Source organism: Caldimonas sp. KR1-144, from assembly GCF_049446155.1.
In the GTDB taxonomy this organism is placed as follows: Bacteria; Pseudomonadota; Gammaproteobacteria; order Burkholderiales; family Burkholderiaceae_C; genus Rivibacter.
This window is the reverse complement of the sequence record NZ_JBMSEE010000010.1, coordinates 89,050-111,676: the sequence shown is the minus strand read 5'-3', so window position 1 is coordinate 111,676 and position 22,627 is coordinate 89,050. Positions and strand designations below refer to the sequence as shown.

General features: G+C 72.8%; 20 protein-coding genes. 8 read left to right on the top strand and 12 right to left on the bottom strand.

From position 1 onward, the window contains the following. Positions 1-27: 27 nt before the first annotated feature. The gene (xth, locus tag ACO2TI_RS20575) at positions 28-798 is read right to left on the bottom strand and encodes an exodeoxyribonuclease III (RefSeq protein WP_423287048.1); all 771 of its coding nucleotides are present in this window, start codon (positions 796-798) and stop codon (positions 28-30) included. Between the two features lie 244 nt (positions 799-1,042). On the opposite strand from xth, the gene ACO2TI_RS20570 reads away from it, so the two are divergent. After that, the gene (locus tag ACO2TI_RS20570; protein WP_423287047.1) at positions 1,043-1,843 is read left to right on the top strand and encodes a hypothetical protein; all 801 of its coding nucleotides are present in this window, start codon (positions 1,043-1,045) and stop codon (positions 1,841-1,843) included. Positions 1,844-1,906: 63 nt separating this feature from the next. Next, positions 1,907-3,409, top strand: a complete 1,503-nt coding sequence (locus tag ACO2TI_RS20565; RefSeq protein WP_423287046.1) for a hypothetical protein — start codon at positions 1,907-1,909, stop codon at positions 3,407-3,409. On the opposite strand, the gene ACO2TI_RS20560 is transcribed toward ACO2TI_RS20565, so the two are convergent. The 4 genes from ACO2TI_RS20560 to ACO2TI_RS20545 form a co-directional block, all read right to left on the bottom strand. After that, positions 3,394-3,897 carry a dihydrofolate reductase gene (locus tag ACO2TI_RS20560; RefSeq protein WP_423287045.1) on the bottom strand — a complete coding sequence of 168 codons (504 nt, stop codon included), beginning with the start codon at positions 3,895-3,897 and terminating at the stop codon, positions 3,394-3,396. The genes ACO2TI_RS20565 and ACO2TI_RS20560 overlap by 16 nt on opposite strands. A 17-nt stretch (positions 3,898-3,914) precedes the next feature. Beyond that, positions 3,915-4,733 (bottom strand): thymidylate synthase, encoded by an 819-nt coding sequence (locus tag ACO2TI_RS20555; protein ID WP_423287044.1) that lies wholly within the window; start codon positions 4,731-4,733, stop codon positions 3,915-3,917. A gap of 67 nt (positions 4,734-4,800) precedes the next feature. Further along, on the bottom strand, positions 4,801-5,478 hold the full coding sequence (locus tag ACO2TI_RS20550; RefSeq protein WP_423287043.1) for an OmpA family protein: 678 nt from the start codon (positions 5,476-5,478) through the stop codon (positions 4,801-4,803). After that, the gene (locus ACO2TI_RS20545; protein WP_423287042.1) at positions 5,475-7,331 is read right to left on the bottom strand and encodes an ABC transporter transmembrane domain-containing protein; all 1,857 of its coding nucleotides are present in this window, start codon (positions 7,329-7,331) and stop codon (positions 5,475-5,477) included. Before ACO2TI_RS20545 ends, ACO2TI_RS20550 begins: the two co-directional genes overlap by 4 nt. Positions 7,332-7,418: 87 nt before the next feature. Here ACO2TI_RS20545 and ACO2TI_RS20540 point away from each other — a divergent pair, with 87 nt between their 5' ends. The 4 genes from ACO2TI_RS20540 to ACO2TI_RS20525 all read left to right on the top strand — a co-directional run bounded on the left by ACO2TI_RS20540 (position 7,419) and on the right by ACO2TI_RS20525 (position 12,330). Further along, entirely contained in the window at positions 7,419-7,904 is a 486-nt protein-coding gene (locus tag ACO2TI_RS20540) for a MarR family winged helix-turn-helix transcriptional regulator (protein ID WP_423287041.1), read from the top strand. Positions 7,905-7,989: 85 nt separating this feature from the next. Further along, the gene (locus tag ACO2TI_RS20535; RefSeq protein ID WP_423287040.1) at positions 7,990-9,459 is read left to right on the top strand and encodes an efflux transporter outer membrane subunit; all 1,470 of its coding nucleotides are present in this window, start codon (positions 7,990-7,992) and stop codon (positions 9,457-9,459) included. A gap of 32 nt (positions 9,460-9,491) precedes the next feature. Next, entirely contained in the window at positions 9,492-10,745 is a 1,254-nt protein-coding gene (locus tag ACO2TI_RS20530; RefSeq protein ID WP_423287039.1) for an efflux RND transporter periplasmic adaptor subunit, read from the top strand. A 28-nt stretch (positions 10,746-10,773) separates the two neighbouring features. Continuing rightward, the gene (locus ACO2TI_RS20525) at positions 10,774-12,330 is read left to right on the top strand and encodes a DHA2 family efflux MFS transporter permease subunit (protein WP_423287038.1); all 1,557 of its coding nucleotides are present in this window, start codon (positions 10,774-10,776) and stop codon (positions 12,328-12,330) included. Between the two features lie 13 nt (positions 12,331-12,343). On the opposite strand, the gene ACO2TI_RS20520 is transcribed toward ACO2TI_RS20525, so the two are convergent. The 5 genes from ACO2TI_RS20520 to ACO2TI_RS20500 form a co-directional block, all read right to left on the bottom strand. Further along, complete coding sequence (locus tag ACO2TI_RS20520; protein ID WP_423287037.1) at positions 12,344-13,441, bottom strand: lipocalin-like domain-containing protein; 1,098 nt, start codon at positions 13,439-13,441, stop codon at positions 12,344-12,346. Continuing rightward, positions 13,438-16,008, bottom strand: a complete 2,571-nt coding sequence (locus tag ACO2TI_RS20515; RefSeq protein ID WP_423287036.1) for an FtsX-like permease family protein — start codon at positions 16,006-16,008, stop codon at positions 13,438-13,440. Before ACO2TI_RS20515 ends, ACO2TI_RS20520 begins: the two co-directional genes overlap by 4 nt. Positions 16,009-16,177: 169 nt before the next feature. Further along, complete coding sequence (locus ACO2TI_RS20510) at positions 16,178-16,864, bottom strand: ABC transporter ATP-binding protein (protein ID WP_423287035.1); 687 nt, start codon at positions 16,862-16,864, stop codon at positions 16,178-16,180. Further along, positions 16,861-17,814: a tRNA (adenosine(37)-N6)-dimethylallyltransferase MiaA gene (gene miaA, locus ACO2TI_RS20505; protein WP_423287034.1), complete on the bottom strand. Its 954-nt coding sequence runs from the start codon at positions 17,812-17,814 to the stop codon at positions 16,861-16,863. The genes ACO2TI_RS20510 and miaA overlap by 4 nt, the downstream gene beginning before the upstream one ends. A gap of 9 nt (positions 17,815-17,823) precedes the next feature. Continuing rightward, positions 17,824-19,083: a multidrug effflux MFS transporter gene (locus ACO2TI_RS20500; protein WP_423287033.1), complete on the bottom strand. Its 1,260-nt coding sequence runs from the start codon at positions 19,081-19,083 to the stop codon at positions 17,824-17,826. A 115-nt stretch (positions 19,084-19,198) separates the two neighbouring features. Between ACO2TI_RS20500 and ACO2TI_RS20495 the strand changes: the two genes are divergently transcribed. Together ACO2TI_RS20495 and ACO2TI_RS20490 are read left to right on the top strand one after the other, a co-directional pair. After that, positions 19,199-19,612 (top strand): PA2779 family protein, encoded by a 414-nt coding sequence (locus ACO2TI_RS20495; protein ID WP_423287032.1) that lies wholly within the window; start codon positions 19,199-19,201, stop codon positions 19,610-19,612. Between the two features lie 13 nt (positions 19,613-19,625). Continuing rightward, positions 19,626-20,609: a PA2778 family cysteine peptidase gene (locus ACO2TI_RS20490; protein ID WP_423287031.1), complete on the top strand. Its 984-nt coding sequence runs from the start codon at positions 19,626-19,628 to the stop codon at positions 20,607-20,609. Here the strand turns inward: ACO2TI_RS20490 and ACO2TI_RS20485 are convergent. Both ACO2TI_RS20485 and ACO2TI_RS20480 read right to left on the bottom strand, forming a co-directional pair. After that, a complete protein-coding gene (locus ACO2TI_RS20485; protein WP_423287030.1) occupies positions 20,582-21,691 on the bottom strand; it encodes a pseudouridine synthase in 1,110 nt (369 codons plus the stop codon). The genes ACO2TI_RS20490 and ACO2TI_RS20485 overlap by 28 nt on opposite strands. 40 nt (positions 21,692-21,731) lie before the next feature. Next, positions 21,732-22,607, bottom strand: coding sequence for an alpha/beta hydrolase (locus tag ACO2TI_RS20480; protein ID WP_423287029.1), 876 nt, complete (start codon positions 22,605-22,607; stop codon positions 21,732-21,734). Positions 22,608-22,627: the final 20 nt, after the last annotated feature.

Genomic DNA, 22,627 nt, shown 5'->3' with positions numbered 1-22,627 from the left:
GGCCGGCCACCGTGCCGCGCCGCCAGCTCAGCCCAGATCGATCTCCGCGAGTACCGGCGCGTGATCGCTCGGCCGCTCGTTCTTGCGTGGCAGCTTGTCGATGCTGCAGGCCTTGACGCTGGCCTTGAGCGCGTCGCTCACGAGGATGTGGTCGATGCGCAGTCCCTGGTTCTTGCGGAACGCGAGGTTGCGGTAGTCCCACCAGCTCCAGCTCTTGGGCGGCTGCTCGAACAGGCGAAACGCGTCGTGCATGCCCAGCCCGATCAGGCGCTGGAAATGCGCGCGCTCCTCGGGCGTGCAGTGGATCTGACCGGCCCACAGCACCGGGTCGAAGACATCGCGGTCTTCCGGCGCGATGTTGAAATCGCCCATCAGCACGAGGCGAGGGTGGCGCGCCATCTCGGCCTCGAGCCAGTCACGCAGCGCGCGCAGCCACTGCATCTTGTACTCGAACTTCTCCGTGCCCGGCGCCTGGCCGTTGGGGAAGTACGCGCCGATCACGCGCAGTCCGCCCACGGTGCCGGCGATCACGCGCGCCTGCTCGTCGCCGAACTCGGGAATGTTGCGCTGCAGATCGGTCGCGCCCACGCGGCTGAGCAGGGCCACGCCGTTGTAGGTGCGCTGGCCGTGGCATTGCGACTGGTACCCGGCGGCAGCCAGCTCGGCCGCGGGGAACTTGTCGTCGGTGAGCTTGGTTTCCTGCAGCACCATGACGTCCGGCTGATGCAAGGCCATCCAGTCGAGCAACTGGGGCAGGCGCACGGCCAGCGAGTTCACGTTCCAGGTGGCGAGCTTCACGGGGTGGATCCTTCCTGCATCGGCGGCGCGGCAGTCTAGCGCGCGGGCACGCGCGAGCCGGTCGCGAATTGATCACCGATCGGTCACGGGGCGTGGGCGGTGGCCGGCCACACTGGCGGCTCGCCATCGCCATCACGACGACCGACATGCTCGCCATGCCCCTTGCCTGCTCCCGGGCTGCCGCGGCGGTGACCATCGAGCCGCGCCAAACGTACCGGGGTGCGGCGTCGCCGAGGGACTGCCGATGAACGAGAGCGCGGGCGGCAAGCGCACATCGGCCCGCGTTCGCGTGCGACGCGGCGGCACCGCCGGACATGCGCGCCCGCCGCGCGATGCCTCGCCGTGGCAGCGCAAGCCGCGCGCCCAGGCGCGGCGCCGCTGCGGCGCCGTCGAGCGGGCCGCGCGCGTGTCCGATGGGCTGGACGAGCCGCTCGCCGCCTGGCTGCGCGATCTCTCGCGCGATGCCGCCGGCTGGACGCTGCTGGTTGCGCAGGGCCGGCCGCTGACCAGCCGGCGCGTGTGCCGGCGCCTGGGCCGATTCGTCACGGCAGCGCCGCTGCTGGCGCAACTCGCGCCGCGCCTGGCGAGCCAGCGCGCGGCCTGCGATGCCGTCGATGCGTGGCTGTTCGGCAGCCTGCTGCCGCATTGCATCGAGCACTTCGACGCGGTCGACGATGGCGAGTTCGATCTCGTGCGGCACTTCGCCGACGCGGTCGCCGGGATTGCCGCGTCGGGTTACGCGCCCGCCCAGGGCGCGGCCTTGCGTCGCGCCTTCGCCTGCCTGATCAAGGCCTGCCTGCACGGGCGGGCGCGCTCGCCGCGTGCGGCCGCCGCCGCGCTCGGGGCATTGGGCGTTGGACTGACGATCCGGGCGATCGGTGCGGCGACGCCCGGCGTCGGGCAGGCCTGCGAACACCTTGCGGCGCGCCTGGCCAGCGGGGAGCTGCAGCGCCTGGAGCCGTGCGTGCGCCAGCGGGCCTGCGCCGGGCTGCGCGCTGCGATCGAGCACGGCCTGCTGCGAGCGGCGAGCGACGCTTCGAATTGATCACGAATCCGTCACCGGCGGCGCGGTGTGCGAGAGACACACTGAGCCGAACCTCCCATCGCCATGGCCACCTTCATTCCCTTCGAGCATCCGTCGTTGACGCTGGGACGCGTCGTCGATGCCAGCATCCTCTCGCTGATGGGCGAGATCGGCGCGGCGCAGGCCAAGACCGACGCCGCGCTCGACAAGATGAATTCCCTGATCGCGATGCGCCGCGGCCTGCAGAACACGGTCAACGAGCTCATCAGCCTGGAGGTCGACATCGCTGAGCTCACCGAGCGCATCGCCGGTCTCAACGACGAGATCGCCAAGTCGGCGCGCGACTACATGACCACGCGCATCGCCAACGACAACGCGATCCAGGCCAGCCGCGAGAAGCTCGCCGTGGTGGATGTCGACGACACGCTGGAAACGCCCGTGGACTTCAGCGCCACCGAGATCCTGCGCAAGCCGCTGGCCTCGGACTCGATGCGCCTGGACCTGCAGTACTTCCGCTATGGCGACACCAGCGAGTCGGCCGAAACGACGGTGTCCGAGATCGAAGAGGCCATCCGCGAGATGACCGCGCCGCTGGGCTCCAGGTCGCGCGAGCTGGCCAAGGCCGCCAGCGCGCAGATCAGCCAGCAGCGCAAGAGCCACAACCTGACCGGCACGCTGGTGATCACGGCCACCTGCACGCACCGCAACGTGGCGATGCTGGTGCCGATGGTGCTGGACCCCGACCGCGCGCTGACGACGTGGAACCATCTCTATGGCGAGGCCGAGCGGATCGATCCCGACGACATCGAGGCGCTCGGCAAGCTCGCAGTGAGCGCCCGGCCCGGCGCCGACGCGCACAGCATCCCGCTGCTGAGCGGCGTCAACTACGGCTCGAGTTTCGTCGGCATGGTGCACACGGTCGACTTCGAGGACCTCGAAAGCAGCCGCAGCGTCGACGACATCGCGGGCATGGAAGACAAGGTCCGCCTGGGCGCCTGGCTCAGCGATATTGCCGGCAAGTTCGGCATGGACAGCGTCGTCAACCAGGAGATCCGCAGCGTGCTGGGAATGCGCCGCGTGTCGTCGCACGTGAACGTGATTGCGATGGGCGCGGTGCCGTCGTTCACGTCCAAGGCGCTCGCGGGCGGTGTCGACAAGGTGCTGCAGTCGGAGGGCAAGCGCACCGCGCAGCAGCTCAACAGCCTCAACAACGCGACGGCCAACCACCGCGAGACCGTGCAGACCGGGTCGCTGCGCGCCCGCGTGGGCAGTCAGCTGCTCAGCATGCAGGGTCAGATGGCCGACAGCATGATCCACAGCCTGGGCAAGCTCGACCAGGCGTCCAACAAGGCGCTGGACCTGAACTCGATGATGATCGCGTTCGAGAACTACATCGAGGACATCAAGGCCAAGGACAGTGCCGTCGGCGTGCCGATCGGCTTCCAGATCCGGCGCATCACCGCGCCGAACGTGGCGCAGCTGCTGCTCGACAAGTACTTCCCGGAGAGCTCGCCCAAGACGGCCCCCAAGACCACGCCCGCCGGCGGCGCGCCGCAGCAGCAGGCAAGTGATCAGCGGCGCCGGTAGGTGACCCAGGCCAGCGGCCAGCGTGCGTCGCTGGCTTCGCCGGTCTCGGCCTGGCGGGCGACTTCGACGAAGGTCTCGCGGTCCCAGGCGGGGAAGAAGGTGTCGGCATCGGGCACCGTGGCGTCGATTTCGGTGAGCTCGAGCGCGTCGGCTCGCTGCAGCGCCTGCGCATACAGCTCGGCCCCTCCGATGACGAAGACCTTGGGTTCGCCATCGAGCCGGGCCAGGGCCGCGTCCAGCGACGGCGCGGCCTCGGCGCCGGGCTCGGACCAGCTCGCATTGCGCGTGACGACGATGTTGCGCCGGCCCGGCAGCGGCCGGAATCGCGGCGGCAACGAGTCCCAGGTCTTGCGGCCCATCACGACCGGATGGCCTTGCGTCACGGCGCGAAAGTGCTTCAGGTCGGCCGGCAGGTGCCACGGCATCACGCCGCCGCGGCCGATGGCGCCGTCGCGGGCCACCGCGGCGATCACGATCAGTTCGCTCATCGCGTCACAGCCTCGACTCAGACGGCCACCGGCGCCTTGATCGCCGCATGGTGCTGGTAGTCCAGCACCTCGAAGTCCTCGTAGGCGTAGTCGAAGATCGACGGCGGGCGGCGCTTGATGTTCAGCACCGGGTAGGGGTAGGGCGTGCGCGAGAGCTGCAGGTCGACCTGCTCGCGGTGGTTGCTGTAGATGTGGCAGTCGCCGCCGGTCCAGACGAAATCGCCGACCTCGAGATCGCACTGCTGCGCCAGCATGTGGGTCAGCAGCGCATAGCTCGCGATGTTGAACGGCACGCCCAGGAAGATGTCGGCGCTGCGCTGGTAAAGCTGGCAGCTCAGCTTCCCGTCGGCGACATAGAACTGGAAGAACGCATGGCAGGGCATCAGCGCCATCTTGGGCAGATCGGCCACGTTCCAGGCGCTGACGATGATGCGGCGCGAATCGGGATTGGTCTTGAGCTGCTTGACCACCTCGGCGATCTGGTCGATATGGCCGCCGTCGGGCGTCGGCCAGCTGCGCCACTGCACGCCGTAGACCGGTCCGAGTTCGCCGTCGTCGCGGGCCCACTCGTCCCAGATCGTCACGCCGCGCTCCTGCAGCCAGCGCACGTTCGAGTCGCCGCGCAGGAACCACAGCAGCTCGAGGATGATGGACTTCAGGTGCACCTTCTTCGTCGTCACGAGGGGGAAGCCTTCGGACAGGTCGAAGCGCATCTGGTGGCCGAACACGCTGGTCGTGCCGGTGCCGGTGCGGTCGGTCTTGGGCGTGCCGTGATCCCGCACGTGGCGCATGAAGTCTTCGTATTGCGAGCGGACGGGGCGGGCGGTGGAGGTCATCGGGCGATTGTAGGGAGGGCATCAAAAAGGCCGCCCGAAGGCGGCCTTTCTGCGCAGGCGGAGTCGATCAGGACTTCTTTTCCGGCTCGCGCAGGAAGATCTCCACGCGACGGTTCCTCGCCCGGCCGTCGGCGGTCTCGTTGCTGGCGATCGGCTCGTGCGAGCCGCGCCCGGCGGTTTCGATGCGCGACGACGAGATGCCGCGGTCGGCGATGTAGGTCCGCACGCTTTCCGCGCGGCGCAGCGACAGCGGGTCGTTGATCGCGTCGCTGCCGGTGGCGTCGGTGTGGCCGACGATGCGCACGATGGTCGACGGGTCGCTGGACAGGCCGCTGGCGAACTGGTCGAGCACCGAGCGCAGCTCGGGGCGGATGTCGGCGCGGCCGGTGTCGAAGGAGATGTCGCTCGGCACGTTGACCTTGAGCTGGTTGTCCTGGGTGCGCGTGACCTCGACGCCGGTGCCCTGCGTCGCCTGCTCCATCGCGCGCTTCTTTTCCTCCATCTTCTTCGACCAGATGTTGCCGCCGACGGCGCCGGCCACCGCGCCGATCGCGGCACCGGTGGCAGCCGACTTCTTGCTGTCGCCGATGATCGCGCCGAGTGCGGCACCGGCCAGCGCACCGGCGCCGGCGCCGGTGGCCGTGTGACGCTGCTCGTCGGACATGTTCGCGCAGCCGGACAGGCCCGCGAGGCCGACCGAAGCCGCGACGATGGCGGCGAGCGGACGGGGGGAGCGAAGGTTCATGAGTGCTTCTCCTCGGTTCTTGGTGCCGCCCAGGATGCCCGAGGCGGCGCGGGGGATGTTGTATCGAACTGTGCTGCGGCTAGCCTTTGGTAGAGCTCGCAGCGCGACAGCAGTTCCGCGTGGCGGCCCTGATCGACGATGCGGCCCTGGTCCATCACGAGGATGCGGTCGGCATGCACAACGGTTGCGAGCCGGTGCGCGATGACGAGCGTGGTGCGCCCGCGCATCGCCGCGTCCAGCGCCGCCTGCACCGCTCGCTCGCTCTCGCTGTCGAGCGCACTGGTGGCCTCGTCGAGCAGCAGCAGCGGCGCGTTCTTCAGGATCGCGCGCGCGATCGCCAGGCGCTGCCGCTGTCCGCCCGACAGGCGCACACCGCGCTCGCCGAGGAAGCTCGCATAGCCTTCGGGCAGCGCGCGGATGAAGCCGTCGGCATGCGCTGCGCGCGCGGCCGCCTCGACCTCGGCGTCGCTCGCACCGGGGCGGCCGTAGCGGATGTTGTCGGCGGCGCTGGCCGAGAAGATCACGCTGTCTTGCGGCACCAGGCCGATGCGCTCGCGCAGCGCCTGCAGCGCCAGGCGCGGCACCGGCACGCCGTCGAGCCGCACCTCGCCGGACTGCGCGTCGTAGAAGCGCAGCAGCAGCTGGAACACCGTGCTCTTGCCGGCGCCGCTCGGGCCGACCAGCGCGACCGTCTCGCCCGCGTGGACCTCGAAGCTTACGCCGTCGAGCGCCGGCGTCTGCGGTCGCGAGGGGTAGTGGAAGCGCACGCGGTCGAATGCGACCACCGCCTGCTGCCGGCCGGATTCAGCCGGCAAGGCCAGCGGATGCGGTGCTTCGCGCACCGGCGAGCGCGCATCGAGCAGTTCCATCAGCCGCTCGGTCGCGCCGGCGGCGCGCAGCAGGTCGCCCCAGACCTCGGCCAGCACCGCGACCGAACTCACCAGCAGCAGCACGAAGACGATGGTCTGCCCCAGGTGGCCGGCGCTGATCTCGCCGCGGATCACCGCCTGCGTGCCCTGGTACAGGCCCCACAGCAGCGCGCCGAAGGTCGCGGTGATCAGGAAAGCGACGAGACCCGAGCGCAGCCGCGTGCGGCCGAGCGCGGCCGCGAAGGCGCGCTCGCTCGCGGCGGTGAAGCGCTTGGCCTCGCGCGCCTCGGCGGTGTGGCTTTGCACCACCGGCATCGCCGCCAGCACCTCGGCGGCGATGGCGCTGGTGTCGGCCACGCGGTCCTGGCTGGCGCGCGACAGGCGGCGCACGCGCCGCCCCGCCGCGATGGCCGGCAGCACCACCAGCACCAGGATGCCCAGCACCTGGGCCATCACCAGCGGGTTGGTCACGACCAGCATCGCCAGTGCCCCAAGGCCCATGACCGAGTTGCGCAGGCCCATCGAGAAGCTCGAGCCGATGACGGTCTGCACCAGCGTCGTGTCGGTGGTCAGGCGCGACAGCACCTCGCCCGAACGCGTGGTCTCGAAGAACTCGGGGCTTTGCTGCAGCACATGCGCGTAGACCGCGCTGCGCAGGTCGGCGGTGATGCGCTCGCCGAGCCAGGTCACGCAGTAGAAGCGCGCCGCCGAGAACAGGCCCAGCGCCGCGCCGACGCCGAACAGCGCCGCGAAATGGCCGCGCAGCGCCATCGCGCGCTCGCCCGGCGACGCGCCGACGATGCCCTGGTCGATCAGCGACTTCAAGGCCACCGGGACGGCCAGCGTCGCGAGCGCCGCCAGTAGCAGGAACAGCAGCGCCAGCGCGATGCGGCCGCGGTAGGGTGCGAGAAAAGGCAGCAGGGCGCGCAGCGGTCGCACCGAGCGCTGCCCGGCGGCGGCCGGCGTGATGGTCGGATCGGTCATCGTTGGGCCAGTGTAGGCAGCCGATGTTGCCGGCAGGTTGACGAATGGTGCATTGACAAAGACTGCATAGGCAACTAATATCCGCCCATGTCTCGTTCACCTGCCTGCTTCTACACCGGTGCCGACTACCGCCCGGAGGAAAGTGTCGGCTACCTGATGCGCCGCGTGCTCAACATGGTGTCGCAGGAGGCCGATCGCCGGCTCGGCGAGCATGAGCTCACCAACGCGCAATGGGCGCCGCTTTACAAGCTGCGCGCCGGCCACGTGAACACGGTGGCCGAGCTCGCGCGCGAGCTGCAGGTCGACACCGGCGCGATGACGCGCATGCTCGACCGGCTGGAGGCCAAGGGCCTGTGCAAGCGCGTGCGCTCCACGGTCGATCGCCGCGTGGTGCACCTCGAGCTCACGCCGGCCGGACGCCGCGTGGCCGACAAGGTGCCGGCGGTCCTGGCCGACGTGCTCAACGAGTGCCTGGCCGGCTTCAGCAAGGCCGAGTGGACGACGCTGAAGGACTCGCTGCGCCGCATGCTGGCCAACGCCGAGGCGATGCGCCAGGAGTCCGCCGACGACTGAGCGGGCCTGGACACAAGACCCGAACGCCCGCAGGGCGTTTTTTTCGCCCTGATACTTGTCTAAGCAAATGAAGCCTGAGCAATATATGAGCAGACAGGTAAGCGAATCGTCAGCTCGGCGGCTGGTGGTGCTGCCGTTCGCGTTGTCGCTGGCCGCGGCCGTGGTGCTGACGCTGGCCGGCTGTGCGACGCCGGGCGAGGCGACCTCGCGTTCGAAGCCGCTCGATGCCGCATCGCTGCAGCTCGACCCCGCCGCGACCACCGCGCCGGCCGCCGACTGGTGGAAGGCATGGCGCGACCCGCAGCTCGACGCGCTGGTCGAGCGCGCGCTGGCCGACAGCCCCTCGCTGAGGCTGGCGCAGTCGCGCCTGGCGCGCGCCGCGGCCTCGCGCGAGGGCGTCGATGCGCAAGGCGCGCCGCAGGTCGGCCTGGAGCTCGACGCCACGCGCCAGCGCTACACCGAGAACGGCCTGATCCCGCCGCCTTTGGCCGGCGCGACCGAAACCAGCGCCACGCTGCAGGCCAGTGCACGCTGGGAGATCGACTTCTTCGGCCGCCACCGCGCCGCGCTCGATGCGGCGCTCGGCAGCGAGCGCGCCGCCGCGGCCGACGCGCAGGCCGCGCGCGTGCTGCTGGCGACCAACGTCGTGCGCGGCTACGTGCAGCTCGCGCGCCTGGTCGAGCAGCGTGAGATCGCGCAGCGCACGCTGGCGCAGCGCGAGGAAACGCTGCAGCTCGTGGCCGCGCGCGTGTCCAGCGGGCTCGACACGAACGTCGAGTTGCGCCAGTCCGAAGGCTCGGTGCCCGACGCGCGCCAGCAGATCGCCGCGCTCGACGAACAGATCGCGCTGGCACGCCACGCGCTCGCCACGCTGACCGCGCAGCGCCCCGACGCGCTCGATGCGCTGGCGCCGCGCCTGGGCGCGCTGCCGCCGCTGGCCGCGCTGCCTTCGCGGCTGCCGGCCGACCTGCTCGGCCGCCGCGCCGACATCGAGGCCGCGCGGCAACGCGTGCAGGCCTCGCGCAGCGGCGTGGCCGAGGCGCGCGCGGCCTTCTATCCGAACGTCGACCTGGTCGCGTTCGCCGGCTTCAGCTCGCTCGGCCTGAACCAGCTGCTTGACGCCGGCAGCCGGCAGCTCGGCATCGGCCCGGCGATCACGCTGCCGATCTTCGACGGCGGTGCGCTGCGCGCGAACTACCGCGGCCGCAACGCCGAGCTCGACAGCGCGATCGAGAGCTACAACCAGGCGCTGCTCGGCGCCTTGCGCGAGGTCGCCGACCAGGTCGCCAGCACGCGTTCGATCGCGCAGCAGCAGTCCGAACAGGCGGCCGCGCAGGCCGCTGCCGAAAGCGCCTACGCGCTCGCGCTGCAGCGCTACCGCGCCGGCCTGGGCACCTACCTCACCGTGCTGAGCGCCGAGACCACGGTGCTCCAGCAGCGCCGACTCGGTGCCGACCTGCGCGCCCGCGCGCTCGACACCCAGGCCCTGCTGGCGCAGGCGCTGGGCGGCGGCTACGACGCCGAAGCCGCGCCGAGGCTCGCCGCCGCGCACTGAACCCGATCGACCGACTTCAACGAGAGACAGCCATGAATGCTCCTGTTGCCAATGCCGCGGCTGCCGCGTCGAACCCCAAGCGCCGCAAGGCGATGATCGCGATCGCCGTCGCGGTGCTTCTTGCCGGCGGCGCCTACACCGCGTGGCAGGTGCTCGCCGCGTCGCGCGTGGAGACCACCGACAACGCCTACGTGCAGGGCAATGTCGTGCAGATCACGCCGCAGGTCGGCGGCACGGTGCTCGCGATCCACGCCGATGACACCGACCGCGTGCAGGCCGGCCAGGTGCTGGTCAAGCTCGACGCCGCCGACGCGCGCGTCGCGCTCGACCAGGCCGAGGCCCAGCTCGCGCAGACCGTGCGCGAGGTGCGCACGCTCTACGCCAACAACGCGACGCTGGCGGCCCAGGTCGCGCTGCGCGATGCCGACGTCGCCAAGGCCCAGGCCGACGTGACCCGCGCTGCCGACGACGTCTCGCGCCGCGAGCCGCTGCTGGCCAGCGGCGCGGTCGGCAAGGAGGAGTTCCAGCACGCCACCGCGCAACTCGCCGCCAGCAAGAGCGCGCTGGCGGCCGCGCAGTCGGCCGCGGTGGCCGCGCGCGAGCAGCTCGGCGCCAATCAGGCGCTGACCGATGGCACCACCGTCGAGCAGCATCCCAACGTGCTGCGCGCCGCGGCGCGCGTGCGCGAAGCCTGGCTGGCGCTGGCGCGCGTCGAGCTGCCGGCGCCGGTCGACGGCATCGTCGCCAAGCGCAGCGTGCAGGTCGGCCAGCGCGTCGCGGCCGGCGCGCCGCTGATGTCGGTGGTGCCGCTCGACTCGCTGTGGGTCGACGCGAACTTCAAGGAAAGCCAGCTCAGGAAGCTGCGCGTCGACCAGCCGGTGACGCTCGAGGCCGACGTCTACGGCCGCAAGGTCGAGTACCACGGCCGCGTGGCCGGCCTGGGCGCGGGCACCGGCAGCGCGTTCTCGCTGCTGCCGGCGCAAAACGCCACCGGCAACTGGATCAAGATCGTGCAGCGCGTGCCGGTGCGCATCGCGCTCGATGCGAAGGAGCTTGCCGAGCACCCGCTGCGCGTGGGCCTGTCGATGGAAGTGACGGTCGACGTGCGCAACACCGACGGACCGCTCCTGGCCGAAGGCCGCGCCGGCCGGCCGGTCGCGCAGACCCAGGTCTACGACGCGACCGCGGCGCAGGCCGATGCCGATGTCGAGCGCATCGTCGCGGCCAACCTCGGCCGCGCGCCGCGCGTGCTGGCCAAGGCCGGCGCGGGCACGAACCAGCACTGATCGATCGTTCGACCGCGAGGCATCGGGCATGTCTTCTCCTTCAGCCGCGCCGGCGGAACTGCCGCCGCTGAGCGGATCGACGCTGGCGCTGGGCACGGTCGCGCTGTCGCTCGCGACCTTCATGAACGTGCTCGACTCGTCGATCGCCAACGTGTCGCTGCCCGCGATCGCCGGTGACCTCGGCGTGAGCCCGAACCAGGGCACCTGGGTCATCACGAGCTTCGGCGTCGCCAACGCGATCTCGGTGCCGCTGACCGGCTGGCTCACGCAGCGCTTCGGCGCGGTGCGGCTGTTCGTCACCAGCGTGCTGCTGTTCGTGCTGGCCTCGTGGCTGTGCGGCTTCGCGCATTCGCTCGAGGCGCTGATCGCGTATCGCGTGCTGCAAGGCCTGGTGGCCGGGCCGATGATCCCGCTGTCGCAGACGCTGCTGCTGTCGAGCTACCCCAAGGCCAAGGCCGGCATGGCGATGGCGATGTGGGCCATGACCACGCTGGTCGCGCCGGTGATGGGGCCGCTGCTCGGCGGCTGGATCACCGACAACATGTCGTGGCCGTGGATCTTCTACATCAACGTGCCGGTGGGCCTGCTCGCCGCGGGCATCGCGTGGTCGATCTACCAGCATCGCGAAACGCCGCGCAAGACGCTGCCGATCGACACCGTCGGCCTGGCGCTGCTGGTGCTGTGGGTCGGCGCGCTGCAGATCATGTTCGACAAGGGCAAGGAGCTCGACTGGTTCCACTCCGGCCAGATCGTCGCGCTCGGCGCGGTGGCGCTGGTGAGCTTCGCGTTCTTCGTCGCGTGGGAGCTGACCGAGAAGCATCCGGTGGTGGACCTCAAGCTGTTCGCGCGGCGCAACTTCGCGCTGGGCTCGCTGACGCTGGCGGTGGCCTACGGCCTGTTCTTCGGCAACGTGGTGCTGCTGCCGCTGTGGCTGCAGCAGTACATGGGCTACACCGCCACCGCGGCCGGCATGGCGCTGGCGCCGGTGGGCCTGCTGGCGATCGTGCTGTCGCCGCTGGTGGGCAAGAACGTCTCGCGCATCGACGCGCGCGTGCTCGCCAGCGTGGCCTTCATCGGCTTCGGCTTCGTGCTGTGGCTGCGCTCGAACTTCACGCCGCAAAGCGACCTCGAGACCATCCTGATCCCGACGCTGCTGCAGGGCGCGGCGATGGCCTTTTTCTTCATCCCGCTGAACTCGATCATCCTGTCGGGCCTCGCGCCCGAGCGGCTGCCGGCGGCCTCGGGGCTGAGCAACTTCGCGCGCATCACCGCGGGGGCGTTCGGCACCTCGATCTCGACCACGCTGTGGGACGACCGCGCGACGCTGCACCACGCGCACCTGGTCGAGCGCCTCGCCAGCGGCGACCCGGCCTTCACCGACGCGATGGGCAAGCTGGCCGCCGCCGGCCTGAGCCCCGAGCAGGCCGCCGCGCAGATCAACCGCCTGGTCGACCAGCAGGCCTTCACGCGCGCGGCCGACGACATCTTCCTCGGCTCGGCCTTCCTGTTCGTGACGCTGATCGCGATGGTCTGGCTCACGAAGCGCGCCCGCGGCGCGGCGGCCGATGCGGGCGGCGCGCATTGAGCGATTCGCGGCGCTAGATCGACAGCGGTGCCGCGTAGCCCGTCATCTCGAGGTAACCATCGCCGACGGGCTCGCCGCCGCCGGCGCGATGCAGCCGGCTCAAGCCCTCCCAGTAGACCGCGCCGCTCGATCGCCGCGCGTCGAGCTCCTGCGCAGCAAAGCGCGCTCGCAGCTCGTGCACGCCCAGCGGGGTCTCGAGCCGCCAGGCGACCGGATAGCGCCCGCCGGTTGCGGCGCTGGTCCAGTGCGCCAGCGGCGTGAAGCGCAGCTCGTCCGGCCCGAACGCGCGCGTCGCGCCACCGGCCGGGCGGTGGCTGCCGCCGGCCCACAGCGCGCTGCCGTCGGCGCGGCGCAGCCGAAAGGCGGTGAGGGCGCCGCCGTCGTCGAGGTTGATGCCGCACCAGTCCCAGCCGACCGCCTGGGGCGGCAGCAGCGCGTCGCTCCACTCGTGGTCGAGCCAGGCGCGTCCGCGCACCGCGACGCGCCGGCCGTCGAGCGTGATCTCGCCGGCAGCGTCGAGTTGAGGCTCGCTCAGGTAACCGCTCGCGTCCTCGGGACGCGGGCCCTTGCGCGACCAGCCGTGCTCGCCTTGCAGCAGCACCGGCTGCGTCGCCGCGAGCTGCAGCTCGAGGCCGATCTCGCCGCCCTGCAGGCGCGCGAGGTAGCGATGGCTACCGGCCTGCGCCTCGCGGCGCAGCGTCCAGTCGTGCAGGCGCAGGTCGGTGTCGTGCGTCGCGGCCTCGGCGAGCCCGAAGCCGGCGCGCGCGACGCGCTCGGCATGGCGCAACCGCTGCGCGCGCACGTCGCTGATCGCGAGGTGGCCGACGATGAGCTCGCGCGCCGCGAAGCGGCTCGGATGATCCGCCGCGGCCGGGCCGAGGCTGCGAAAGAAGGTGAGCTGGAAGCCGTACTCGGCCTGCGCGTCGGACTCGGCCAGCAGGCGGCCGGTGATGTACCACCACTCGATGCGCTGCTCGGGATGCGCGCCGAAATCGCGCGGCAGCGCGATCGTCATGCCGCGGTGCGGCGCGTCGGCGCGTGCGAGACCGAGCCCGCCCGAGGCTGCCAGCAGCGCGAGGCAGCGGCGGCGCGTGAAGCCGGGCACGTTCACCAGTCCTCCTTCACCGCCTGCACCGCGTCGTAGGACGACGCGCGGCGCGCCGCGAGCCATGCGGTCAGCGTGCCCGAGGCCAGCACCGCCGCGACCAGCGCGGCGACGCGCGCCAACGGCACGCGCAGCTCCATCGTCCAGTGAAAGCTCTGCGGATTGACGACGTACACGAGCACCACCGAGACCGCGAGCCCGAGCGCGAGGCCGACGACCGCGCCGGCGCCGGTCCACAGCGCCGCCTCGCCGGCCACGATGGCCAGCACCTGGCGGCGCGTGCAGCCCAGGTGCGCCATCAGGCCGAACTCGCGCCGCCGCGCCAGCACCTGGGCCGAGGTGCTGGCCGCCAGGCCGACCAGGCCGATGCCGATCGCGACCGCCTGCAGCCAGACGGTGACCGCGAAGCTGCGGTCGAAGATCGCCAGCGAGGTCGCGCGCAGCTCGTCGGCGCGCGCGAACTCGAGCAGCGCCGCGTCGCCGGCGAGCGCAACGAGCCGCGCGCGCACGGCATCGGCATCGGCGCCGCGGCGCAGCGTCAGCGCGAGGTCGTTGACGCGCTCGTCGCCGGTCAGCGCGACGTAGTCGGCGCGCGCAATGATCACCGCGCCGTGCTGTCGCGCGTAGTCGCGCCAGACGCCGCGCACGAGGAAGCGTACCTCGCGCGTGCGGCCGTCGGCGGCGGTGAGCGGCACGGCGACTTCGCGCCCGGGCGCGGCGTCGTAGAGCGCCGCGAAGGCTTCGCTGACGTAGGCGCTCGACAGGCCGGGGCGCGCGGGCCGCAGCGCGCCCACCAGCGGCAGGCTGGCCGCCGGATCGGGGCCCAGCTCGCGCGCCAGCAACGCGGGCGGCGCGCGATCGGGGCGCAAGGCGATCGGCAGCACGCGCTGCGCGCGCGCCTGCTCGACGCCGGGCAGCGCGGCAGCGGCGGCGACGAACGCCGGCGGCAGCCACGCGGCCTGCGACGAGCCGGGCGCGGTGCGCACGTAGAGGTCGGCCGGCAGCACCACGTCGAGCCAGCGCGAGACCGCGTCGCGAAAGCTCGCCACCATGATCGTCAGCGCGACCGACAGCGCCAGGCTCGCCACGACGCCGGCCACCGCGACCGTGGCGGTGGCGCGCTGGTGGCGTGCGCGCTCGATGGCGAGCAGTTTGAGCGGGTTGCGGCCGGGTCGCGCGTATCGCAGCAGCGCCGCGACGACGCTGGGCACGGCCGCGATGCCGCCCAGCAGCAGCACCGCGACCGAGGCATAGGCCGCCAGCGGCAGCCCGGCCACCGGCGGCAGCAGCGCGAGCAGGCTGCCGGCGGCCATCGCGCCGAGCGCGAGGCGCGGGTGTTCGCGGCGCCCGGCGTCGGTGCCCAGGCCCTTGAGCGCCTGGGCCGGCGGCAATTGTTCGGCCGCGCGCGCCGGCGCCCAGCCGCCCACCATCGCCGCGACGATGCCGAGCGCCCCGTAGCCGGCGGCCGCCAGCGGCGAGGCGCGCAGCGCCGGTGCCAGATCCTCGAAGTAGCCCCCGCCGAGGTCGCCGCCCAGCCAGCGCAGCGCGGCCAGCGCGAGCGCGGTGCCGAGCAGCAGCCCCAGCGCGCTGCCGATCACGCCGACCACGGCCGCCTCGGCGATCACGAGCCGGCGCCGCTCGCGCGCCGCCAGGCCCAGCACGCCCAGCAGCGCGAACTGCGGCTGGCGCTGCGCGACCGCCAGCGACAGGACCGAATAGACGAGGAAGGCCCCGGTGAACAGCGCCACGAGGGCCAGCACCGTGAGGTTGACGCGGTAGGCGCGCGAGACGTTGGACAGCCGCTGCTCGGAGGCGCGCGGCTCGAGCACGCGGCGCTCGCCGTCGAGCAAGCCGGCGCGCCGCGCCGCGGCCTCGAAGGCCGTGCGGTCCACGCCCTCGGCAAGCCGCAGGTCCACGCGCGTGATGCGCCCCGGCGCACCGAAGCGCGCCTGCGCACCGGCGATGTCCATCACCGCCAGCGGCGCGCCGGCCGCCGCCACGCCGCCAGCGATGCGCAACGGCACGCGGGCCAGCCCGCTTTGCAGCGCCAGCGTTCGGGCCGCGCCGACGTGCGCGCGCGCGGTCGGGTTGAGGAAGACCACGTCGGGGTCGAGCGCGACGCGCGCCGGCTGGGCTTCGTCGTCGTTGGGGCGCGGCAGCACGTCGGGCGCGAGCATCGGCGCGACCAGCGCGTCCAGCCCGAGCACGCGCAGCGTGAAGCGCCGGCCATCGGCGGCCTCGGCCTGCGTCTCGACCTCGATCACCGGCGACGCGAGCGCCACTTCGGGCAGCGCGGCGACGCGCGCGTAGTCGGCCTCGTCGAGGCTGCCGGCGCTGCCGGCCAGGATCAGGTCGGGCTCGCCGTTGACGCTGCGCACCGCGGCGCCGAACTCGGCCAGCGCCGAGGCGTTGATCAGGTGCACCGACCAGGCCAGCGCCACGCCCAGCATCACCGCCAGCACGGCGGTCGCGTGGCGCAGCGCGTGGCGGCGCGCTTCGGGCCACGACAGCGCGCGCAGCAGCGCGGCAAGCGGCACGTCGAAAGCGGCGGGAGCGGAAAGGGGAGCGGCCACGGTTCATTGTGGCGACGCGCCGGCCGGCGCCGCAGCGACCGCCGGGCAAAAAAAAAGGCCGCCCGTGAGGGCGGCCGGAGGGAGGGAGGAAAGAACAAATCGTCTGCCGGAGCAGACGAGCGGTAGATTAGCACCGACAGGCGGCGCGGTCGGTGTCTGGTTCCAAACGCTACCCCTGTTCGCGGGGGGGGGCCGGCACGACCCCTTGCGGCGTCAGCCGCAGCACGCGATGCGCACGCGCGGCCGCCGCCTGGGAATGCGTGACCAGCAGGCAGGCCGTGCCCTCGCTAGCCAATTCGGCGACCAGCAGGTCGAGCACGCGCTCGGCGGTGGCCGGGTCGAGGTTGCCGGTCGGCTCGTCGGCCAGCACCAGGCGCGGGCGGTGCACCAGCGCGCGCGCGATCGCCACGCGCTGCAGCTGGCCGCCCGACAGTTGCTGCGGCAGCCGCGCGCCCAGCGCGCCCAGGCCGACCGCGTCGAGCATGCGCTGCACGCGCGCGGCGTCGGGGCGGCCGAGCAGCAGCAGCGGCAGCGCGACGTTGTCGGCCACCGTCAGGTGCGGCAGCACGTGGAAGGCCTGGAACACGAAGCCTAGCGCGCTGCGGCGCAGCTGCGCGCGTCCGTCGTCGGGCAGTGCCTGCACGTCGCGGCCGTCCAGGCGCACGCGGCCGGCGTCGACCGGCTCCAGCCCGGCGATCGCATTGAGCAGGGTCGACTTGCCGACGCCCGACTCGCCGACCAGCGCGACGAACTCGCCCGCCGCGATGCGCAGCGACACCTGCTCGAACACGACCGTCTCGCCGAAGCGCTTGGCGAGGCCTTCGACCTCGAGCACCGCGGCGGGCTGCGTGCTCATGCGAGGCTCAGCCGGCGCGCCAGCGCGACCACACGTTCGGCGGCGTCGGGCGCGTCGCACTCGACCACGTGGCGCCACGGCATCGAGCGCAGCCAGGTGAGCTGTCGCTTGGCGAGCTGGCGCGTCGCGGCGATGCCGCGCTCGCGCAGCGCGGCGAGGTCATCGCCGGCGTCCAGCAGCTCCCAGCCCTGGCGGTAACCGACGCAGCGCATCGACGGCAGATCGGCGCGCAGATCGGCGCGCGCGTGCAATCGGCGCAGCTCGTCGACGAAGCCGGCCGCCAGCATCGCGTCGAAGCGCTGGGCGATGCGCTGGTGCAGCCAGGCGCGATCGGCGGGTTCGAGCGAGATCAAGGCGGTGCCCGAAGGTGCACCGCCCGCGCCGTCGAAGCGGCCGCTGTGAAAGCTCGACAGCGTGCGGCCGGTGGCCTGCCAGACCTCGAGCGCGCGCGAGATGCGCTGCGCGTCGGCCGGTGCGAGCCGCGCGGCGGTCGCGGGGTCGATGCGCGCGAGCTCGGCATGCAGCGCCGGCCAGCCCTCGCGCTGCGCGCGCGACTCGATCGCCGCGCGCCGTGCCGCGTCGGCGGGCGGCAGCGCGTCGAGGCCGTCGAACAAGGCCTTGAAGTACAGCATCGTGCCGCCCACCAGCAGCGGCAGCGCGCCGCGCGCGCGGATCTCGGCGACGAGCCGCGTCGCATCGGCCACGAAGGCGGCGGCCGAATAGCTCTGCGTCGGCTCGATGAGATCGATCAGGTGGTGCGGCACCGCGGCGCGTTCGGCGGCGCTGGGCTTGGCGGTGCCGATGTCCATGTCGCGGTAGACCAGGGCCGAGTCGACGCTGACGATCTCGACCGCGCGGCCCTCGGCCGCGAAGGCGCGCGCAACGGCCAGCGCCGCGGCGGTCTTGCCGGAGGCGGTGGGGCCGGCGAGGCACAGGTAGTCGATCGCCATCGCGCGGGCTCAGGCGGGCTTGGGCACCGCGGCTTGCGGCTCGCCGTGCCGCTGCACGCCGGTCCACGCGATCGCGGCCGTGAGGATCGACCAGAACGCGATCGTCAGCACCACCGGCGTCGCGCTGCCGTCCATCGCGAGGCCCAGCCAGGCGCCGACCGCGAACGCGCCGCCGGCCAGAACGAAGCCGGCGAGCGCCGAGGCGGCGCCGGCCTGGCGCGGGAAGGGCCCCACCGCGCCGGCCTGGCCGCAGGGCTGGTGGATGCCGTGGCCGAAGGCATAGAACCACTGCGGAACGAGGAGGCTCCAGGCGCTGGCGCCGGCCCCCAGCGTCAGCGCGGCCATGCCGACGCCGCCGACCAGCGTGCACCAGCCGGCGCGCCGCACCGCGACGCGCGCGCCGTGCAGCGCGAGCCAGCGCCGGCACGCGAAGGTGCCCAGCAGGTAGGCGACCGAGCTCGACGCGACCGACAGGCCGTAGGCCGTGCGCGACAGCCCGAGCGCCTCGATGAAGACGAACGACGAGCCGGCGAGAAAGGTGTAGAGGCCGGCGTAGGTCGCGAACGTGAGGCCGGCGTAGGCGCGAAAGGTCGGGTGCGCGGCGATCTCGCGCCATGAGGCCATCAGTGGCTTGAGCCGCGTGGCCTGCGGGTTGCGCTGCACGATGGTCTCGGGCAGGCGCCACAGCACGAAGGCCAGCGTGGCGGCGCCGAACAGGGCCAGCACCGCGATCGCGGCGCGCCAGCCCAGCCACGCGGCGATCACGCCGCCGAGCGCCGGGCTGGACAGCGCGATCACGCCCAGGCCCGACATGCCGCGCGACATCACGCGCATGCCCTCGTGCGGCGGATAGAGGTCGCGCACCATCGCGCGCGCGCACACGACCGCGGCGGCCATGCCGGCGCCTTGCAGCGCGCGCCAGGCGATCACGGCCTCGATCGTCGCGGCGAACATCGCGCCGAGTGCGGCGACCACGTAGGCCGCAAGACCCGCCAGCAGCACCGGCTTGCGCCCGGTGCGGTCGGCCAGCGGCCCGAGCGCGAGCTGGCCGAAGCCGAAGGCGAGGATCAGCGCCGACAGCGTGAGCTGGGCCGCGCCCATCGGCGCGTTCAGCTCGGCCTTCAGGCCGGGCAGGGCGGGCAGGTAGAGGTCGGTGGTCAGCGGCTGGATGCCCAGCAGCAGGGTCAGCGCCCAGACCACCAGCACCGGGTCGAGCAAGGGGCGCTGCACGCCGCCCTCGGGCGTGCCGCCGGGGGCGGATTGGGACATGTACCGAGAGTAACAAAGCGGTTCCGGGGGCACGCTGCTTGCCAGTTACGATTTCCGGGCGCTGCGGCCGCTGGCCGTGGTCATCTTCAACACGCAACGTGGAGCGAGAAAGAACATGAACCGCAAGAACCGCCTGATTGCCATGTGCGTCGCGGCGAGCCTGAGCTACGCCGGCGCGCTGCAAAGCGCCCAAGCCGCATTGATCGGCACCGAGCAGGTCGCCGCCGCGCAAGGCGTGGTGTCGGCCGATGCCCAGGCTGCCCAGCAGCGCGCGCACGTGTTGTCCTTCCTCGATCGCGCCGACGTTGCCGCCGGCCTGGCCGAGCGCGGCGTGAGCGTCGATGCCGCGCGTGCGCGCGTCAACTCGCTGACCGACGCCGAGGTCGCCCAGCTCGCCCACACGATCGACACCGCGCCGGCCGGCGCCGACAGCATCCTCGGCGTGCTGGTGTTCATCTTCGTGCTGCTGCTGGTCACCGACATCCTCGGCCTGACCAAGGTGTTCCCGTTCACGCGCTCGGTGCGCTGAGCCAACGAAGCCGATGCGCTTGCGCAGCAGGCTGGCGGCGACCCTCGCGGTCGCCGCTTTCGTTTTCGGCGTCGCGGGCTGTGCCTCGCTCGACGCGCCGCAGACCGCGGCGCTGAAGGCCGCGCCGCCGGCGGGGCTGCCCGAGCGTGTCGAGCTGAAGGACACGCCGTTCTTCCCGCAGGAGATCCAGCAGTGCGGGCCGGCGGCGCTGGCCACGGTGCTCAGCGCCGGCGGCGTCGCCGGCGTGAGTCCCGAGCGACTGGGCGAAGAGGTGTTCGTGCCGGCGCGCGGCGGCAGCCTGCAAGTCGAGATGCTGGCCGCCGCCCGGCGCCACGACCGCTTCGCGGTGCGGCTGCCGGCGCGGCTCGATGCGCTGCTGGGCGAGGTCGCGGCGGGGCATCCGGTGGTCGTGCTGCAGAACCTGAGCCTGCCGATCGCGCCGCGCTGGCACTACGCGGTGGTGATCGGCTTCGACCGCCCGCGCGGCGAGATGCTGCTGCGCTCGGGCACGACCGAGCGGCTGGCGATGTCGATGGCGGTGTTCGAGCGCACCTGGGCGCGCAGCGGACGCTGGGCCTTCGCCGCGCTGGCGCCGGGCGAGCTGCCGCGGGACGTCGAGCCCAACGAGCTGGCGTCGGCGGCGGTGGCCTACGAGCGCAGCGCGGCGCCGCGCGACGCAGCGCGCGTCTACGCCGCGGTGGCCACGCGACTGCCCGACGACGTGACGATCGCCATCGGCCTGGGCAATGCACGCCACGCCGGCGGCGACCTGCGCGGCGCGGCCGACGCGTTCGAAGCCGCCGCCCGGCGCTTCGACAGCGCGCCGGCCTGGATCAACCTGGCCCACACGCGGCTCGCGCTCGGCGAGCGCGCTGCCGCGCGCGAGGCCGCGCAGCGCGGCCTGGCACGCGCGCAGCAGGCCGAGCCGCAGTGGCTCGACGCGGCGCGCGAGGCGGTCTCAGCGACCGCTCAGAAGGACTCCCAGGCAGCCAGGTAGCGCCACTGCCCCAGCGGCAGTTTTCCGAGCGCGATGCGCCCGATGCGCACGCGCTTGAGCCCCACCACCTTCAGTCCCACCAGCTCGCACATGCGCCGGATCTGGCGCTTGCGGCCTTCGCGCAGCACGAAGCGCAGCTGCTGCTCGTTCTGCCACGAGACCTGCGCGCGCTGCAGCTGGCGGCCGTCGAGCTCGAGGCCGTGGCGCAGGCGCTCGATCTGCTCGGGCGGAAAGGCCGACATCAGGTCGCTCACGTCCGGCCGCGCCGGCCAGGTCACGCGCACGAGGTACTCCTTCTCGGTCGTGCTGTCGGCACCGATCAGCTGCTTCGCGACGCGACCGTCTTGCGTCAGCACGAGCAGGCCGGTGGAGTCGATGTCGAGCCGGCCGGCGGGCGCCAGGTGCGGCAGCGGCGCGCGCGGCGGGCGCAGGGCGCTGGCGTCGCCGGACCAGTGGTTTTCGGCGCGGATCAGCACCGCGGCGCTCTCGTGGCCGTCTTCGGGCTGGCCGCTGACGTAGCCGATCGGCTTGTTGAGCAGCACGGTGGCGCGCTTGGCCTGCTGCTCGCGGGCGCGCGGGTCGATCTCGATCTTCTGCTCGAGGCCGACGCGCGAGCCCAGCTCGTTGACGACGACGCCATCGACGGTCACCAGGCCGGCGGCGATCCACTCGTCGGCCTCGCGGCGCGAGGCCAGGCCCAGCTCGCTCAGGCGCTTGGACAGGCGCGGGCGCAGCGGCTCGTCTGCCTCGGCGCGTGGGGCCGGGCGCGGCGCGGGGCCGGTGGGCCGCGGCTTGGAGGACGGGCCGGCGCGCGCCGGCGTGGGCGCGGAGCGGGGCGCGTCCGGGCGCCGTGCGGTACGCGCATCGCTGCGGTCGCGGGCGTCGCGCGGTGCGCGGCGTTCGTCGCGGGCGGCCTCGCGCTCGTCGCGTTCACGCGGCTCGCGCTGGGCGCGCGCTTCGCGCTCGGCCTGCGCCTGCGCGAGGGTCGGCCGGGTGCGGGGCGCGTTGGCGCCGCGCACCGGCGCGCGGGGGGACGAGGCGGGCGCGCCCGCCTTGGGTTTGTTCAGTTTCAGCGTGGCCATGGTCGCAATCGACGTCGATGCCGATTGGACCACGCGAGGCTCACTCGCCCAGGCCGAACAGCTCCCGCAGCGCTTCCCGGATGGCCACCTGGCCGAGTGCGCTGCTGTTGTGGTGGTTGCCGCCTTCGACCAGCACCAGCCGCTTGGGCGTGACCGCGCGCTCGTACAGCGCGCGGCCAAGCTCGGGGCGGATCGTCGCGTCGTGGCTGCCATGCACCACCAGCACCGGCGCCTTCACGAGCGCGATGCGCGTGGCCGCATCGAAGCGCTGCGTGATCAGCGGCGCCAGCGGCAGCCAGCCGAAGCTCATCGAGGCGTAGACGTCGGGAATCGACGTGAAGCTGGCCTCGACGACGAGCCCGGCCTCGTCGTTGACCTCGCTGGCCAGGCGCACCGCGATCGCACCGCCGAGCGAATGACCGTAGACGAAGCGCGGCGCGTCTTGCGCCGCGGGCGTCTGCGCGGCCAGCCACTCCCAGGCGGCGCGGGCATCCTCGGCTGCGCTCTCCTCGGACGGCAGGGCGTCGCTGCTGCGGCCGAAGCCGCGGTAGTCGATCGCCAGCACCGAGAAGCCGAGGTCGTGCAGGCGCTGGATGCGCCGCGCGCTGCTGGCCACGTCCCAGCGCGCGCCGTGCAGGTAGAGCACGCGCGGCGCGTCGGCGCGCGCCTGCGGATGCCACAGCCCGTGCAGGCGCACCGGCTCGCCCGACTCCGCCGAGGCGAAGTCGATCCACACGCTTTGCATCTGCTCGGACAGCGCCGCCGCGCCGCCCCAGGTGTTCTTGCTGGGCTGGAAGATCCAGCGCCGCTGCTGCGCATCGAGCGATGCGCAACCGATCAGTCCGGCGCTGGCAAGGCCGGCGATCGCGAGGCCGCGCCACCATGCGCGGCCGGTGAGGCGGATGCGGTTTTCCATGGCGCGATCCGAGTCTGGAC